This window comes from Pseudomonas sp. H2_A10 (genome assembly GCF_054680085.1).
Genome location: NZ_CP162821.1, coordinates 1,925,855 through 1,942,242, shown reverse-complemented (window position 1 = coordinate 1,942,242; position 16,388 = coordinate 1,925,855). Strand labels below are relative to the sequence as shown.

Here is a 16,388-nt window from a genome sequence, read left to right as displayed (position 1 = left end):
GTCTTACCTCACTTCGCCATCATGTAGGTGTGGATGCTGAACATGATCCACAGCGACAGACCAACCAGCAGAACGATCACCAGGCCTGCGAACACGAACGCAATCACGTTCTCGCGCTGGGCCTCGGAGCGGTCCAGGTGCAGGAAGTACACCAGGTGAACCAGCACCTGGATCACCGCGAACGCCAGGACGATCATCAGGGTGATCGACTTCGGCAAGGTCGGGTACATCACCAGGCCGAACGGGATCAGGGTCAGGATGACCGACAGGATGAAGCCGATAGCGTAAGACTTTACGCTGCCGTGGCTTGCATCGTGGCTGTCATGGGAGTGTGCATTAGCCATTACAGAGTCCCCATCAAGTAGACGACGGTGAATACGCAGATCCAGACCACGTCCAGGAAGTGCCAGAACAGGCTCAGGCAGCTCAGGCGCGTCTTGTTGGTGTTGGTCAGGCCGTGCTTATTGACCTGATACATCATCACCGCCATCCACAGCAGGCCGGCCGAAACGTGCAGGCCGTGGGTGCCAACCAGCGTGAAGAACGCCGACAGGAAGCCGCTGCGGTGCGGGCCGTAGCCTTCGGAGATCAGCAGGTGGAACTCGTTGATCTCCATGCCGATGAAGCCCAGGCCGAACAGGAACGTCAGGCCCAGCCAGCTCAGCACGCCTTTCTTGTTGCCCTTGTAGAAGGCCAACATGGCGAAGCCGTAGGTGATCGAACTGAACAACAGCAAGGCGGTTTCGCCGAGCACGTAAGGCAGTTCGAAGATGTCGTGGCCCGACGGGCCACCCGCTACGTTGTTTACCAGTACCGCGTACACCGCGAAGATCGACGCAAACAAGATGCAGTCGGTCATAAGGTAGAGCCAGAAACCGAAGACGGTCATTGGCCCCGAGTCGTGGTGATGGTCATCGTGCCCATGGTCATCGACATGGGCGTGTCCAGCATTGGTCACTAAGTTCGACATGGTTTAAGCCTGTTCCAACGAGGTTTCAACACGGTTGGCCGGGATTTTCTTCTCGGCTACCAGGCGAGCGTGCTGCTCGGCTTCGATGCGCTCGATTGTCTCGACCGGCACCATGTAGCCTTGATCATCACGTGCTGCGTGGACAATGAAGTAGCCGATGGTGCCCACCAGGCTCACGATTGCCAGCCACCAGATGTGCCAGATCATCGCGAAACCGAACACGGTCAACAGCGCACCCATCACCACGCCAGTGGCGGTGTTGCTTGGCATGTGGATCGGTTCGTAGTGCTTGGGTTGCTGGTACGCAGTACCGTCTTCCTTGGCTTCGGTGAACGCATCGATGGTGTTCGCAGTCGGGATCACGGCGAAGTTGTAGAACGGCGGTGGCGACGAGGTCGACCATTCCAGGGTGTGGCCATTCCACGGGTCGCCGGATTCGCACATGTTCTGCTTGCGATCACGCACGCTGACATACAGCTGGATCAGTTGGCAGGCGATGCCCACAGCGATCATCACCGCACCGAACATGGCGACGTACAGGTACGGCACCCACTCAGGGTTGGTGGTGGCGTTCAGACGACGGGTCATGCCCATGAAGCCCAGTGCATAGAGCGGCATGAACGCGACGAAGAAGCCCGAGATCCAGAACCAGAACGCAGCCTTGCCCCAACCTTCGTGCAACTTGAAGCCGAACGCTTTCGGGAAGTAGAAGCTGAAGCCGGCGATGTAACCGAATACCGCACCACCGATGATCACGTTGTGGAAGTGCGCGATCACGAACAGGCTGTTGTGCAGCACGAAGTCAGCGCCCGGAATGGCCAGCAGTACGCCGGTCATGCCGCCGATGGCGAAGGTCACCATGAAGCCCAGGGTCCACAGAACCTGGCTGGTCATACGCAGACGACCGTGATAGATGGTGAACAGCCAGTTGAATAGCTTCACCCCCGTCGGGATGGAAATCAGCATCGTCGCCAGGCCGAAGAAGGCGTTGACGCTGGCCCCCGAACCCATGGTGAAGAAGTGGTGCAGCCAGACCATGAAGCCCAGTACGGAGATCGCGCCCGAGGCGTAGACCATCGAGTGGTGACCGAACAGGCGCTTGCCGGTAAAGGTCGAGATCACTTCGGAGAAGATACCGAACGCCGGCAGGATCAGGATGTACACCTCAGGGTGACCCCATGCCCAGAACAGGTTCACGTACATCATCGGATTGCCACCAAGTTCATTGGTGAAAATGTGGAAATCCAGGTAACGGTCAAGCGACAGCAGCGCCATGGTAGCGGCCAGGATCGGGAACGAAGCCACGATCAGCACGTTTGCCCAGGTGCAGGTCCAGGTGAAGATCGGCATGTCCATCAGTTTCATGCCAGGGGCGCGCATCTTCAGCACGGTGGCCAGGAAGTTGACCCCCGTCAGCGTCGTCCCGAGCCCTGATAACTGTAGCGCCCAGATGTAGTAGTCCACACCCACGCCAGGGCTGTACTGAATGCCCGACAACGGCGGATACGCAACCCAACCGGTCTTGGCGAATTCGCCGACGCCCAGGGACACGTTGATCAGCACAACACCGGAAACCAGCAGCCAGAAGCTCAGGGAGTTCAGGAACGGGTAGGCAACGTCACGCGCACCGATCTGCAGCGGCACCGCAAGGTTCATCAGGCCGGTGAAGAAAGGCATCGCCATGAAGATGATCATGATCACACCGTGAGCGGTGAAGATCTGGTCATAGTGTTCAGGCGGCAGGTAGCCAGGCGAACCCTCGGTGGCCATGGCCAACTGGGTACGCATCATGATGGCGTCGGCAAAGCCGCGCAGCAGCATGACCATGGCAACGATGATGTACATCACGCCAATTTTCTTGTGGTCGACCGAAGTCAGCCACTCGGTCCACAGGTAGGTCCACTTCTTGAAGTAGGTGATACCTGCAAACAGTGCCAGACCACCCAGCGCGATCATGGCGATGGTAATCATCACAATCGGCTCGTGGAACGGGACCGCATCCCAACTTAATTTACCAAACATCGTTTACTCCTCTGCCCCAGCAGTTGAATGCGCGCCCGTGTCAGAACCTTCAACCGCGGCCACTTCTTTCTTCTCGTGCTTGACCGGTTTGCCTGGTTTCATGCCTTCGTACTTGTCGACGATTTTCTGAAACAGGTTCGGCTCGTACGCGGAGTACAGGGCGACTGGGTTGTTCTGGCTTGGTTTGGTCAGGGCGTCGTATTCAGCTTGATCAAGCTGTTTAGGTGCGGCCTTGACTTCGGCTACCCAGGCGTTGAAGTCTTCCTGGCTCGTCGAGATCGCTTTGAATTTCATGCCGGTGAAGCCAGCGCCGCTGTAGTTGGCGGAGATGCCTTCCATTTCAGCTTTCTGGTTGGCGATCAGGTGCAGCTTGGTCTGCATGCCTGCCATCGCGTAGATCTGACCGCCCAGGGCAGGGATGAAGAACGAGTTCATCACAGCGTCGGAGGTGATCTTGAAGTTCAGCGGAGTGTGCTCCGGGAAGCGGATCTGGTTAACCGTGGCGATACCCAGGTCCGGGTAGATGAACAGCCACTTCCAGTCCAGCGCGACCACTTCGATGTTGATCGGCTTGACGTCGGATTCCAGCGGACGGTACGGGTCCAGTGCGTGGGTCGACTTGTAGGTCACATAACCCAGGGCAATGATGATGAGGATCGGAACCAGCCACACCGCGATTTCAATCTTGGTGGAGTGCGACCACTTCGGCGCGTAGGTGGCGCTGGTGTTGGACGCGCGGTATTTCCAGGCGAAGGCGAAGGTCATGATGATCACAGGGACCACGACCAGCAGCATCAGCAGGGTGGCGGTGATGATCAGGTTTCGTTCATCCAGGCCGACCTGTCCTTTTGGGTCGAGCAAGGTCCACTTGCAGCCTCCCAGCATTAAGAACATGCCAAGCAGCGGCAAAAAGCCTAGTAATCGGGGGTACCTGTTTTTACTCATCTCACGACCTCTAAAGCAGCTTGCGCAATGCAGTTGGGTTTTGATCGCCAACACTTCACCCTGCCAAGGGTTGGCATTTCTCTTCGATTGAATAAGAGCCTGCCCGTCACGTCACACATGTACGTTGCACGGACCTGCGGTGAGTTCTTATTCGATTTCGTGGTTAAAGGCCTTGTTACAGACCAATTCCCTTTGGTGCGGATAGTTGAAAGGCTGCCGGAACCTGGGGTCGCACAGAGCCATCCATCTGCCCCCTCGACCGCTCCAATGCTCAAATATTGAACAGCACCGGACATTCAGTGCGGGCGATTGTAGTTAGCTGGCGATGTATAAACCATGTCTTATAAAGAAATAATTTTTATCGAAAGCAGCAATAATCCTTCACCAATATCGCAAAGGTTCGCGATCTTATCGCGTTCGATTCTCAACAAAAACCACAAAAATTGCCGTGTTATAGGGCAAACCGCCACACCCCATACGCCTTGTAAGGGCAGGTAAAACCTATGCAAGCCCCCAGAAAACAAGGCATTCGGACATCACGCAAACACGCGTACGGCGTGAGGTTGGCGGCATTGTCCAAGCTGCAAACTGACAGCACACCCCGGCTGTTTTTTGCAAATTTAAAGTGCGGTTCGGCGGCGTTGAAACGTCCTGCGCCCGCTTCCGTGTGACAACATGTCGCACACTGCGCGCACCCAAAATTGTCCGGCGTCACGCTCTGTTCACAAAACCCGCACATGCAAAAACGCCCCGGCCTTCTTTGTAGAGGGACCGGGGCGTTTGAGCGAATGGGTCAGGCCTTGCGCTGGCGATTGCGATAGATGCCCAGCGGCACCAGGACCACCGTGAGCACGAACGCCACCAGCGCCCATTGCGCCAGCGACAAGCCCAGCACCGGCGGATACGGTGTGCTGCAAAAACCATCGACCTGGAAGCCCAGCGGGAAGACCTTGGCCAGCGGCAGGTCATCGACAATCGGTTGCAGCACATCAACGCCGCAGCTCACCTGTGGGAAAAACTGGGTGTACACATGATGCCCGGCCGCCGCCACGCCCCCGAGGGCGCTGAGCACCACCAGCCCTTCGAAAAAGGTCAGCGCACCCTTGGTGCGCATGGCTGCGCCAATGAACGCGAAAAGCGCAATCAACAACAAGGCATAACGCTGCAGGATACACAGCGGGCATGGCGCCTCGCCCAGCACCACCTGCATGTACAACGCCCCGCCGATCAGCGCCAGGCAGATAATGCCCAGCAACACCAGAAAGCGCCGCTCCCTGCCTAAACGCAATTCGTCACTCATCCCCGTATTCCTTAGTTTGGTTGTGCCTATGGGCGCAAGTTTACACACAGGGAGTGGTTAAAACAGAAGGGGGTTAACAGCGGATTAATTTGGAGGAATAGAGAAGCAAATGTGGGAGGGGGCAAGCCCCCTCCCACACTTTGAACAGTGTTGTTTCGAAAAATCTATTCCAGGGCAGCCGCCGGGCCAAAGAACTCGTAGCGGCTCTGTTTCTCCGGCACGCCCAACGCCTTGAGGTGGCGCTTGATCGCCGCCATGAAGCCTTTAGGCCCCAGGAAGTAGGCGTCCACATCCCGCTGCTCGGGCAGCCACTCGGCCAGTTGCTCCTGGCTCAGCAGCCCGACCTTATCCGCCGCCGCGCTCACCCCGTCATCCTCGGCATAGCAATAGAAGCGCTTGAGCTGTGGATGCTTGGCCGCCAGTGCATCCACCCACTCGCGGAACGCATGCACCCCGCCATTACGCGCGCAATGAATAAAGTGCACCGGGCGCTGGGTGGCCAGGGCCGCTTCGAGCATCGGCAAGGTTGGGGTGATGCCGACGCCGCCGCTGATCAGTACCAGTGGCCTGTCGCTGTCTGCCAGGGTGAACTCGCCCGCTGGCGGGAACAGCTCGATCGTCGCGCCGACCTGCAACTGATCGTGCAGGTAATTGGACACCCGCCCACCCACTTCGCGCTTGACGCTGATGCGGTACTGGCCGGCATCGCTCAAGGCCGACAGGGAATAGTTGCGGCGCACTTCTTCGCCGTCGAGCACCAGCTTCATGCCGATGTATTGGCCGGGCGCGGCCTTGAGGATCGGGCCGTTGTCCACCGGGGCGAAATAAAAGGAGGTGATCTCGCCACTCTCTTGCACGCGCTGGACCACGGTAAACGATCGCGCACCGCGCCAGCCACCCACCGCATGGGCTTTCTCGTCATAGATCGCCGCCTCGGCGCCAATCAAAATATCCGCCAGTTGCCCATAGGCGGCGCCCCAGGCATTCATCACCTCGGGGGTGGCAATCTCGCTGCCCAGCACCTCGGATATCGCACGCAGCAAGCACGCCCCCACGATCGGGTAATGCTCGGGCAATATCTGCAACGCCACGTGCTTGTTGATGATCTTCGCCACCAGGTCGCCGAGTTGGTCAAGCTGGTCGATATGCCGCGCATACATCAACACGCCGTTGGCCAGGGCGCGAGGCTGGTCGCCGCTGGCTTGGTGAGCCTGGTTGAACAGCGGACGCACCTCAGGGTATTCGGCGAGCATCATGCGGTAAAAATGGGTAATCAGCGCCTCACCGCCGCTTTCCAGCAGAGGCACGGTGGATTTGACGATGGCACGGTCTTGGGCACTAAGCATGGGAGCCTCCTGGGCTTCTTTACTGACTGCCTTTACCTAGTCAGCATTCATGCCAACTAATAAACCGTTATTTTTCAATATCTTAAATTATATGTAGTCAGTATGACTTCCTACACTTTATAGTCATAAGGACTACAAGGAGTCATTATGACCGCACAGTCGCTGCTCACCACCCTGCTGCCCCTGGTCGCCGACCTGTCCCGCGACCTGCCCGAAGGCGAGCGCTACCGCCGCCTGCTGCAAGCCATGCGCGCCCTGCTGCCCTGCGATGCCGCCGCCTTGCTGCGCCTGGATGGCGAATGGCTGGTACCGTTGGCGGTGGACGGCTTGAGCGCCGACACCCTCGGCCGGCGCTTCAAGGTCAGCGAACACCCGCGCTTCGGCGTGCTGCTGAGCAGCCCCGGCCCGACACGTTTCGACAGCGACAGCGAACTGCCCGACCCTTACGACGGCCTGGTCGATGGCCTGCACGGGCACCTTGAAGTCCACGACTGCATGGGCTGCCCGTTGTTTGTCGACGACCACCCCTGGGGCCTGCTGACCCTGGACGCCCTCGACACCGAACGTTTCGAACGGGTTGAGCTCGACGCCCTGCAAGCCTTCGCCAGCCTCGCCGCCGCCACCGTCAACGTCGCCGAACGCATCGAACGCCTGGCCCTGCGTGCCGAAGACGAACACCAGCGCGCCGAGATCTACCGTCAGGCCAGCGGCCAGCAACACAACGAGATGATCGGCCAAAGCAAGGCTCATAAACGCCTGGTCGAGGAAATCAAACTGGTGGGCGGCAGCGACCTGACCGTGCTGATCACCGGCGAGACCGGAGTGGGCAAGGAGCTCGTGGCCCAGGCCATTCACGCGGCATCAACCCGTGCGGACAAACCGCTGATCAGCCTCAACTGCGCTGCCCTGCCGGAAACCCTGGTGGAAAGCGAGCTGTTCGGCCACGTCCGCGGCGCCTTTACCGGCGCGTTGAACGAGCGCCGGGGCAAGTTCGAACTGGCCAATGGCGGCACGTTGTTCCTGGATGAAGTGGGCGAACTGTCGCTGACCGTGCAAGCCAAGCTGCTGCGGGTACTGCAAAGCGGCCAGTTGCAGCGCCTGGGGTCGGACAAGGAGCACCAGGTGGATGTGCGGCTGATCGCCGCCACCAACCGCGACCTCGCCGATGAAGTGCGCAACGGCCGCTACCGCGCCGATTTCTACCACCGCCTCAGCGTGTACCCGTTGCAAGTGCCCGCGCTGCGCGAACGCGGGCGTGATGTGTTGCTGCTGGCGGGTTTCTTCCTGGAGCAGAACCGCTCACGCATGGGCCTGGGCAGCCTGCGCCTGGGCAGCGACGCCCAGGCGGCACTGTTGGCCTATAACTGGCCAGGCAATGTGCGCGAACTGGAGCATCTGATCGGACGCAGCGCGTTGAAAGCCCTGGGCAACTGTCGCGAACGTCCGAAGATTCTCAGCCTGAGCGCCCAGGACCTGGACTTGCCTGATGTCGGCGCACCGGTCGCTGACGCGCCCAGCCCAGTGGCGCCGATAACCGGCGATCTGCGCCAGGCCACCGAGCACTACCAGCGCCAGGTGATCAACGCCTGCCTCGAACGCCACCAGCACAACTGGGCCGGCGCCGCCCGCGAACTGGGCCTGGACCGCGCCAACCTGGGCCGCATGGCCAAGCGCCTTGGCCTCAAATAACCACACAACTGGATCAAATGTATGAAATGCAGGAAATGTGGGAGAGGGCTTGCCCCGCTATAGCGGTCTGGCTGACACACTGCCATCGGAGGCAAGTCCCCTCCCACATTAGACGGTCTTCGCCTGGAAGGCCGGGCTGGCAGACTTCGGCTTACGAAACACCAACACATTCCCCACCATCACCAGCACCAACCCCGCCAACGCCGGCGCGGTCCACTGGTAGCCCTCGACAAACGCCGACACATTCAGCGCCACCACCGGAAACAGCACCGTGCAATACGCCGCCCGCTCCGGCCCCATGCGCCCCACCAACGTGAGGTAGGCGGTAAAGCCGATCACCGACCCGGGAATCACCAGGTACCACAAGGCGCCGATATAGCGTGCGCTCCAGTCCATCTCAAACGGGATCCCGCTTACCGCGCAATAGGTCGCCAGCATCGCGGCGCCATAGGCCATGCCCCAGGCATTGGTCGTCAACGGCTTGAGCCCGGCCTTCTGTTGCAGGCTCGACAACATATTGCCCGCCGAGAAGCACATCGTACCCAGCAACGCCAAGCCGAGGCCGAGCAAGGTCTGAGGGCTGGCGGTATGCCCCACCAGTTCCGGCCAGAACAGCAAACCCAGGCCCGCCAGGCCGAGACCGCCGCCCATCAATACATTGCGCGCCACGCGCTGGCCGAAGAACACACGGGCGTTGAGGGCGTTCCACAACGTGGCCGTGGAAAACACCACCGCCACCAGGCCGCTGGGGATCCATTGGCTGGCGGTCAGGAAGCACATGAAGTTGATGCAGAACAGGCAGAGGCCCTGGGCCAGGCAGATCAGGTGCCCTCGTCGGTTCATCACCTGCAACTTGCGGCTGAGCAGCAACAACACAAACAGCACCAGCGCCGCGAGGCCGAAGCGATAGACGATGGACACCGGAATCGCCACCACGCCCAACTGCCATTTGAGCGCGATCCAGGTGGTACCCCAGATCAGCACGGTGAGTAGATACAAAGAAAGGTTCATAGCGGGCTCCATCGGTTGAGCCACAGTGTCGCCTTGAACCCGTACACCGTTCTTGCACAATCTTGCGCTTTTGTCGGGCGCCCGGATCACAGCGCAGGCTTCGCGGAGTAGGATGCAAAGCGTCGGAGAACACTCACCATGCCAGACCTGGAATCCCTGCAAGTCTTTCAAGCCCTTAACCGCTCGCCCAACGCACGCCTTGAAGCCTGCGCCGAGCTCGGTGACGGCTTGTCCGCAGCCTTGTGGAGCAACCACCACGACGCCCAGGATTACCAGGCGCCCAGCCATCACACTTTGTCCTGTTACATCGGCGGCGGCACCGGCACGTTTCGGCGTGACCAACCGGGCACCAAGGGTGGGCCCGACAAGTTGTGCATCCTGCCGGCCGAGCACCAGTCGGCGTGGGTAATCAACGGTGAGATCCGCCTGGCCCATGTGTATTTCAGCGCGGAGCAATTTGCCCTGGGTTGCGTCACCCTGCTCGACCGCGAACCGCGCGCGCTGGAGCTGCGCGAAAGCACCTTCCTGGAAGACGCCCGCCAGGCCCGGCGCTTCCACCAGCTCATCGCCCTCAACTGGGCCGAGCCCGCCGAACGCTTGCTGACCAGCAGCCTGGCCCATGAAATGCTCAGCCACACCTTGCTCAGCCAAGTCGGCAGCCGCGAAGGCCTGCGCCTCAAAGGTGGCTTGGCGGCATACCAGCGACGGCTATTGGTGGACTACATCGAGCAACACCTGGAAGAGCCGCTCAGCCTCGGGCAACTGGCCGGGCTGTGTGCGCTGTCGCACTACCACTTCGCGCGGATGTTCCGCCAAAGCTTCGGCCTGCCGCCCCACCAGTACCTGCTGGCGCGCCGGCTCAGCCGCGCGCAACACCTGCTGCGCAGCGGCGCCCTGGCCCTGGGTGAAATTGCCTTGCTGTGCGGGTTTTCCAGCGCCAGCCACTTCACCCATCGCTTCCGCCAGGCCATGGGCGCGGCGCCTGGCGATTACCGCCAGGCCTTCATTTAAACCATCAAGCCCAGCGTCTTGGCCTTGGCCACCGCTTGGGTGCGTCGCTCCACCCCGAGCTTGCTGTGGATACGCCGCGCGTGGGTCTTGACGGTGTGCAGGGAAATAAACAGCCGGTCGGCGATTTCCAGGTTGGAACTGCCCAACGCGATCAACTGCAACACCTCCAATTCACGCTGGCTCAAGGGGTTTTCCACTGCCCCCGAAGTGCACGCGCGGGGTTCCATGCCCAGTTCACTCAACAGCCCCGGCGAGCGTAGCCGCAGCTCGCGGATCGCTTGTTGCACCTGGCAACGCTCGGCCAACTCCAAGCCGTTTTGCAGTGAGCGACGCGCCAACGCGGGCTCGCCGACGTGCCAGGCAACTTCCCCCAGCACCAGGTGCAGTTCGGTTTCCAGGCAGAGCATGCCGCGCTGGTGAGTCGCCTGCAGCAAGGCACTGAGCCGCGCCACCGGTTGCTCGGCGCAACCGAGCTTCACCTCCGCCAACACCAGCAGGTATTCAAGGCGCGGGATCAATTCCAGGGTGGCCGGCGGCGCTTGTTTGGCCTGGGGCCCACGGAAGTGGCGCAATACGCGACGCATCGCTTCCACGGTCAGTTCGGCGCGGCCCTGCTGCAACCAGAAGTGCCCACTGACCAACAACAGTACGGCGCGGTACACCGTGTCCGGCACCTGGCGTTGCTGCATCAGGCGCTCGGCCTCGCGCAACTGGAAAAATGCCTGGGCGTAATCGCCACGATTGGCAGCCACCAGTGCCAGGCCGAGAAACCCGTAGAGCACGCGTTTGTCCTGGCTGTGCAGGCACATCTTCATGCCGCTCTCGAAACACTCCACCGCCAGGCTATCCTGCCCCTGGCGCAGGGCCAGATGCCCACGGCGCAGAGCGATACGCCCAACCAACGGGCCCGCGCTGAGCCGCTGTTTAAGCAACATCGCCTGCACCCCTTCCAGCAGGCTTTGCGCACGGTAAGGCGCGCCGCGCTGTTCCAGCAACTGGGCGTGATCCAGCTCGAGCAGCGCCTCCAGCAACAATGAGCCATGGGCGCGAGCCAGGCACAACGCCTCGCGGTTCAGGCCCTGGGCCACGTCCAGTTCACCGCGCAGCAAGGCTTGCTGGGTCAGCCCCGACAGGCACATCAGGCGCGAGGTCCAGGCGCTGTCGGGCAAGGCTTGCAGGGCTTCCAGAAAATGCCCGCGAGAACCCTGGGCATCGCCGCCCAGGTGCAACAGCCAGCCCCACTGCGCCTGCCAGCGCGCCAGCAAATGTCGCTGGCGGGGCGCCGTGGGTTGCGGGGCAAACCGCGCGAGCTGATCGATGCACACCGCCGCCTGATCGAAGCGCCCGGCGAACAGCAGCGCCGCCGTCAGCAGGCCCACCAGTTGCGCCGAACCGAGCATCAATTCATCGCCGTGCTGTTCATGCAGGCGCAACAGCAGCGCGGCGTTTTGCTGGCGGAACAGGTCCTCGAAACTGAAGTGCTGCAACAGGCTCACCGCCACTTCATATTCTTCGGCCAACAGCGCCTGCTCGAAGGCGGCCTGCCAGTCCTGTTCGGCGCAGAACCATTGGCAGGCGCGCCGGTGCCACGAGCGCTTGGCCGGCCAGGGTGCGTTGCGCATCAACTGCGCCAGCGGCGGAAAAACCTGCAGCCAGTCGCTGTCTTCCCACGGCTGGATAAATGCACCGAGCGCCTGTAGATCGCGCAGATACTGGTCGCCATCACCGGCGCCGAACAGATGCTCGCACAGGCCAATGTTGAAACGCGGCAGATGGGCCAGCACCTGCCAGGCCTCCGTCAGTTCGGGCGGCAGGGTGCTGAAGAGTTCATGTTGCAGGTAATCGAGCAGGGTTTTGTCGGGATGGCCGTCGCCCAGCAAGGCGATGCGCACCCCGGCGCACCAGCCGGCGCTGAACTGCAACACACTGTGCAGAGTCTGCCCCGGCGCATGGCTGAGCAGTTGCTGGATTTCCGCCGGGTTGAACGCCAGTTCGGCGCCACATTCGAGCAGCTCATCGTCGAGCAGCAGCCGCGGCCAGTTACACGCCGGCCGCCGTCGCGCGCCCAGCCACCAGGTCAGCGCCGGGCTGCTGGCAATGAGTAGGCGATCGAGCAAGGCGTCGGTGGCAGGAGCGGGCAAGCGGCAAAAATCATCGAGGAACAGCCAGGCAGGGGTCTGCCAACGGCTGAGGTCCAGCAACAAGGTGGCTTCATCGGTAAACGTCAGGCCCAGGTTCTGCGCCAGGTGTCGGCACAGGTCGAGCGGGCTGAGGGCCACGCCATTGAGGGGCAGCCAATACACCTGGCAACCCGTCGGCGCCTGCAATGCGCATTCAGCGAGCAAGGCACTCTTGCCGCTGCCGCCGGGCGCGCACAACAACTTGACCCGTACCTGCGCCGCCAGCAACGGCTCGGCCAGGCGCGGGCGCAGCAGGTGATGGGCGGACAGCCGAGGCATGAATCCAGGACGGTCCAGGCAGCGTGTCATGGCAGTCATTGCTGCATCCTGCGTTTTTATTGTTATGCAACGTGATGCGTACCCTAGTCCTGAGGCGGGCGATTGTTGAAGAAGTATTCAGCGGGGTGATTGAGGGCCATGCATAGAACCCCATGTGTACAAAACCAGTGTGGGAGGGGGCAGCAAGCCCCCTCCCAGATTTTGCCTCCACTTCGATCCGGGATCAGCGCACGCCCTCAGCCCGCAAGGCCGCCGGGGTGTAGTCCGCCGCCTTGGCCGCGAAGCCGAACACGAAGCTGCTTTTCTCCTCGTTTTTCATGCCCAGCGCGATGTAGCGCCCGGCGATCAGGTCATACAGGGTTTCCACCGTGTAGGCCGGCACCTGGTGGTCGTAGTAGAACTGCGCATGGCCTTCGGCAACCCGCCACAGTTGGCCGCGGCCGTCGTAGTGATCCACCAGCGCGACTTGCCAGCTGTCTTCGTCGATGTACATGTGGCGCTTGGCATAGATATGCCGCTCGCTGGGCTTGACCGTACCGACCACTTCCCATACCCGGTGCAGTTCGTAGCGGGTCAGGTCCTGGTTGATGTGCCCGGCCTTGATGATGTCGTCGTACTTGAGCGAGGGCGAGTCGAGCTTGTAGCTGTTGTAGGGGATGTACATCTCTTTTTTGCCCACCAGCTTCCAGTCATAGCGGTCGGGCGCGCCGGAGAACATGTCGAAGTTGTCGGTGGTGCGCAGGCCGTCGGAGGCGGTGCCCGGGCCGTCGTAGGACACTTGCGGCGCACGTCGCACGCGACGCTGGCCGGCGTTGTAGATCCAGGCCAGGCGTGGCTCCTTCACTTGGTCGAGGGTTTCATGCACCAACAGCACGTTGCCCGCCAGGCGCGCAGGGGCGGTGACCGATTGCTTGAAATAGCTGAGCACGTTGGCCGCCTTGGCCTGATCGATATCCGGGATCGCTTGCGGCACCGCCACTTCTTCTTCGAAGCGGATCGGCGTGTAGCTGCCGTTGGTCTGCGGGGTGGCCTGGGTAATGATGCGGCGCAGGTTACCGCCGTGGTAACGGGTGATGTGGTTCCACAGCACCTCCACGCCGTTCTTCGGAATCGGGAATGCGTAGTAACGGTTGCCGGTGAAGTTTTCGAGGCCGTTACCGTCATTGATCGCCTTGACGTTCAGCGCGCTGCGCTTGATCGACTCGTAGATATCCGCCGGCAGGTTGACCGTACGGTGGCTGGGGTACACCGGGATCTTGTAGGTCTCGGGGTAGCGCTTGAACATCGCCACCTGGCCGTCGGAGAGCTTGTCTTTGTACTTGTCGACGGTGGCGGCGGTGATCACGAACAGCGGTTTTTCGCTGGCGAATGGGTCGGCAAGGAAACCTTTGCTGTCCACCGCGCCGGCGTTTTTCGGGATGCCGCCGGTCCAGGCCGGGATCGAGCCGTCGGCGTTGCCGGCCTTTTCGGCACCGACCGGGGTCAGGGTGGTGCCCAGCTTGGCGGCTTCTTCCGGCGACACCGCCGCCATCACGTGGGCGGCCAACAGACTCAGGGCCAATACTGCAATTGTCTTACGCATAGGTTCTTGTCCTTCTTTAAGCCAGATCAGAAGTTCACGCCGAAACTGAGGGCGAGGAAGTCACGGTCGGTCAGGGTGTTGTAGTCGCCACCGAAGAAATCGGTGTAGCTGAGGCTGGCGGTGTAGGTGCTGCGGTAGTCCGCATCCACGCCGACGCTGATGGCCTTGGCGCCTTTATTGAACAGACCGTTGGGACCGTAACCGGCCACGTCATGGGACCAGGACAGGTTGGGCTTGAGGTTCACCCCGGCAATCGCGTTGTTGTAGTCCAGGATCGCCCGCGCGCGGTAGCCCCACGAGGTGGAAGTGACGAAACCGTCGGTGTCGCCCTGGAAACCATAGGCGCCGTACACCGAATCACGGCCGTAACGCAGTTTGGATTTATCTTCCAGCCCGGCCACGTGTACCACGGCCGCTTCGCCCACCAGCGTCAGGCGTTCGGCGCCCAGCACCTGGTCGAAGAACTGAGTCAGGGAGCTTTGGATCTGGGTGATTTCCTTGCGGCGATAGCCTTTGTTGTCGCTGCCGAAATTGCTGCGGATGGGCGAAGCGAGTTGACCGGACGTCGGGTTGATCAGGGCCAGGGTCAGGTCGGTGGTATTCAACTGCACCGGGGCATTCGGGCGATAGCTGATCTCACCGGTCCACGCAGTGCCGGTGGGCAGGGTGGTGGAGAAACTGGCCCCAAACAGGCGGATATCTTCCGGATATTCAAGGTAGTACTGGCCACGGCCGAGCATCGTGCTGGTGACCAGGCTATCTCCCGTATTCGGCCGCAACAGGTTGGAAAGGTCGCGGATGGCGTCCATCGTCGTCGCGTTGGAGTTGTTGGTAATTGTCCCCACAGTCGGCGTCCGGCTGTGGTAGTTCATAAAGTACAAACCGTACTCGGTGTCGTCCCCCAACCACCGCAGGGCGGCGCCAAATTGACCGGAATCGCGAGCATCACGGTCGCCGGCGCGGCGTACGATCACCCCTTCATTGGTTACCCCAAAGCCTTGGCCAAAGCGCGCGGCCACGGGTTGCAACGGTGCAATCGCCGGGCTGCCCACCGTGTAGTTACCCGTGCAACCATCCGCCGCCACATCCCCACCGAAGAACGTGCCGCAGTTATCCAGCACGGTCTGGTCCCACTCCAACTGGTAGAAACCCTCCACGGTCAGCTGGCTGGTCAGGCTCTGGGACGCGAATAGCATGTTCACCGGGATCAGGCCTTCCTTGATCTCGGCACCGGGCCGACGGAAGGCCGACACGTCAATGGGGTTGATGCTGTTGATGGAGTTGCCGATGAAGGTACTTTCGCCCCAACTGACCACTTGCTTACCGGCGCGCACGGTGCCCGGCAGGTCGCCCAGGGAGTAGTTGTGGTAGACGAACGCATCGAGGATCTGCGCGCCGCTGGATTTGGCGCCTTCCTTGCGGTTGTGGTCGCTGATCTGTTTGAACTCGCGGTCTTCGTCCTTGAGTTCAAAGTCGTACCAGTACTTGCCGCGAACGAACACACCGGTGTCGCCGTATTTGAGCTCAAGGTCGTGCAGGCCCTTGAAGATCTTGGAGAAGGTTTCGCCCTTCTTGAAATTGAGCCGCCCGTCATCCCCGGTGGACGCTTGCCCCGTACCGCCGTTGACGGTGCCGACCAGGCTCTTGTCGGCATCGCGCATGCCCCAACTCGCACCCACCGACAACGACGAATCGAATTGCCCTTCGATCTCGCCAATATTGAACGAAACAGCCTGAGCCTGGGCACAGCAACCCAAGGCAACCGCAGCGGCCAGCGCCTGTGGCGTGAAGATGGCGCGCATTGTTGTTTTTGTCATGCGTCTTCCCCGGTGAGTGACAGAAGGCTCCACCCTACTGCCGCGCATCGGGAGCGATAAGCGCACCAAGGAGGGATTCGCGTTGTCGCTCAAAAGGATTACCGGGCGCTCTGGCTGGGGTCTTGGCGACGGCATGGATCGGGTGGATGGTGGCTTATCAGGGGGATGGATGGCGCCCAGGGCAACTGTTGCCGTATCGGTAACAGTCCTTGTTCCGAAGCGCTATTACTCATTGT

The 16,388-nt window shown here is 61.1% G+C and carries 12 protein-coding genes; 2 read left to right on the top strand and 10 right to left on the bottom strand.

The window, feature by feature from the left end:
- Positions 1–8 precede the first annotated feature (8 nt).
- The 6 genes from cyoD to hmpA form a co-directional block, all read right to left on the bottom strand.
- Complete coding sequence (gene cyoD, locus AB4O23_RS08920) at positions 9–344, bottom strand: cytochrome o ubiquinol oxidase subunit IV (RefSeq protein WP_003176003.1); 336 nt, start codon at positions 342–344, stop codon at positions 9–11.
- Entirely contained in the window at positions 344–970 is a 627-nt protein-coding gene (locus tag AB4O23_RS08915) for a cytochrome o ubiquinol oxidase subunit III (protein WP_003176004.1), read from the bottom strand. The genes cyoD and AB4O23_RS08915 overlap by 1 nt, the downstream gene beginning before the upstream one ends.
- Before the next feature lie 3 nt (positions 971–973).
- Positions 974–2,992 (bottom strand): cytochrome o ubiquinol oxidase subunit I, encoded by a 2,019-nt coding sequence (gene cyoB, locus AB4O23_RS08910; RefSeq protein WP_003176005.1) that lies wholly within the window; start codon positions 2,990–2,992, stop codon positions 974–976.
- A 3-nt stretch (positions 2,993–2,995) separates the two neighbouring features.
- Positions 2,996–3,937 carry a ubiquinol oxidase subunit II gene (cyoA, locus tag AB4O23_RS08905; RefSeq protein ID WP_026067513.1) on the bottom strand — a complete coding sequence of 314 codons (942 nt, stop codon included), beginning with the start codon at positions 3,935–3,937 and terminating at the stop codon, positions 2,996–2,998.
- A gap of 793 nt (positions 3,938–4,730) precedes the next feature.
- The gene (locus tag AB4O23_RS08900; RefSeq protein WP_017531099.1) at positions 4,731–5,237 is read right to left on the bottom strand and encodes a disulfide bond formation protein B; all 507 of its coding nucleotides are present in this window, start codon (positions 5,235–5,237) and stop codon (positions 4,731–4,733) included.
- A gap of 164 nt (positions 5,238–5,401) precedes the next feature.
- Complete coding sequence (gene hmpA / locus AB4O23_RS08895) at positions 5,402–6,583, bottom strand: NO-inducible flavohemoprotein (protein WP_017531100.1); 1,182 nt, start codon at positions 6,581–6,583, stop codon at positions 5,402–5,404.
- 147 nt (positions 6,584–6,730) lie between these two features.
- Between hmpA and norR the strand changes: the two genes are divergently transcribed.
- Positions 6,731–8,272 (top strand): nitric oxide reductase transcriptional regulator NorR, encoded by a 1,542-nt coding sequence (norR, locus tag AB4O23_RS08890; protein WP_460150437.1) that lies wholly within the window; start codon positions 6,731–6,733, stop codon positions 8,270–8,272.
- Between the two features lie 108 nt (positions 8,273–8,380).
- Here norR and AB4O23_RS08885 read toward each other — a convergent pair whose 3' ends face one another.
- Entirely contained in the window at positions 8,381–9,283 is a 903-nt protein-coding gene (locus tag AB4O23_RS08885; RefSeq protein WP_017531102.1) for a DMT family transporter, read from the bottom strand.
- A gap of 138 nt (positions 9,284–9,421) precedes the next feature.
- Here AB4O23_RS08885 and AB4O23_RS08880 point away from each other — a divergent pair, with 138 nt between their 5' ends.
- Positions 9,422–10,294 carry a helix-turn-helix domain-containing protein gene (locus AB4O23_RS08880; RefSeq protein WP_017531103.1) on the top strand — a complete coding sequence of 291 codons (873 nt, stop codon included), beginning with the start codon at positions 9,422–9,424 and terminating at the stop codon, positions 10,292–10,294.
- On the opposite strand, the gene AB4O23_RS08875 is transcribed toward AB4O23_RS08880, so the two are convergent.
- From AB4O23_RS08875 to AB4O23_RS08865, 3 genes are all read right to left on the bottom strand, one after another.
- Positions 10,291–12,792: a LuxR C-terminal-related transcriptional regulator gene (locus AB4O23_RS08875; RefSeq protein ID WP_460062902.1), complete on the bottom strand. Its 2,502-nt coding sequence runs from the start codon at positions 12,790–12,792 to the stop codon at positions 10,291–10,293. The two genes, AB4O23_RS08880 and AB4O23_RS08875, sit on opposite strands and share 4 nt — an antisense overlap.
- Before the next feature lie 184 nt (positions 12,793–12,976).
- Positions 12,977–14,335: a DUF1329 domain-containing protein gene (locus AB4O23_RS08870; RefSeq protein WP_017531105.1), complete on the bottom strand. Its 1,359-nt coding sequence runs from the start codon at positions 14,333–14,335 to the stop codon at positions 12,977–12,979.
- A gap of 26 nt (positions 14,336–14,361) precedes the next feature.
- Positions 14,362–16,152 (bottom strand): DUF1302 domain-containing protein, encoded by a 1,791-nt coding sequence (locus AB4O23_RS08865; protein ID WP_065876562.1) that lies wholly within the window; start codon positions 16,150–16,152, stop codon positions 14,362–14,364.
- Between the last annotated feature and the right edge of the window lie 236 nt (positions 16,153–16,388).

What these genes read in the sequence shown, in the direction of transcription:
- cyoD (WP_003176003.1), bottom strand. Translation starts at nt 344, where the DNA reads ATGGCTAATGCACACTCCCATGACAGCCACGATGCAAGCCACGGCAGC.
- AB4O23_RS08915 (WP_003176004.1), bottom strand. Translation starts at nt 970, where the DNA reads ATGTCGAACTTAGTGACCAATGCTGGACACGCCCATGTCGATGACCAT.
- cyoB (WP_003176005.1), bottom strand. Translation starts at nt 2,992, where the DNA reads ATGTTTGGTAAATTAAGTTGGGATGCGGTCCCGTTCCACGAGCCGATT.
- cyoA (WP_026067513.1), bottom strand. Translation starts at nt 3,937, where the DNA reads ATGAGTAAAAACAGGTACCCCCGATTACTAGGCTTTTTGCCGCTGCTT.
- AB4O23_RS08900 (WP_017531099.1), bottom strand. Translation starts at nt 5,237, where the DNA reads ATGAGTGACGAATTGCGTTTAGGCAGGGAGCGGCGCTTTCTGGTGTTG.
- hmpA (WP_017531100.1), bottom strand. Translation starts at nt 6,583, where the DNA reads ATGCTTAGTGCCCAAGACCGTGCCATCGTCAAATCCACCGTGCCTCTG.
- norR (WP_460150437.1), top strand. Translation starts at nt 6,731, where the DNA reads ATGACCGCACAGTCGCTGCTCACCACCCTGCTGCCCCTGGTCGCCGAC.
- AB4O23_RS08885 (WP_017531102.1), bottom strand. Translation starts at nt 9,283, where the DNA reads ATGAACCTTTCTTTGTATCTACTCACCGTGCTGATCTGGGGTACCACC.
- AB4O23_RS08880 (WP_017531103.1), top strand. Translation starts at nt 9,422, where the DNA reads ATGCCAGACCTGGAATCCCTGCAAGTCTTTCAAGCCCTTAACCGCTCG.
- AB4O23_RS08875 (WP_460062902.1), bottom strand. Translation starts at nt 12,792, where the DNA reads ATGACTGCCATGACACGCTGCCTGGACCGTCCTGGATTCATGCCTCGG.
- AB4O23_RS08870 (WP_017531105.1), bottom strand. Translation starts at nt 14,335, where the DNA reads ATGCGTAAGACAATTGCAGTATTGGCCCTGAGTCTGTTGGCCGCCCAC.
- AB4O23_RS08865 (WP_065876562.1), bottom strand. Translation starts at nt 16,152, where the DNA reads ATGACAAAAACAACAATGCGCGCCATCTTCACGCCACAGGCGCTGGCC.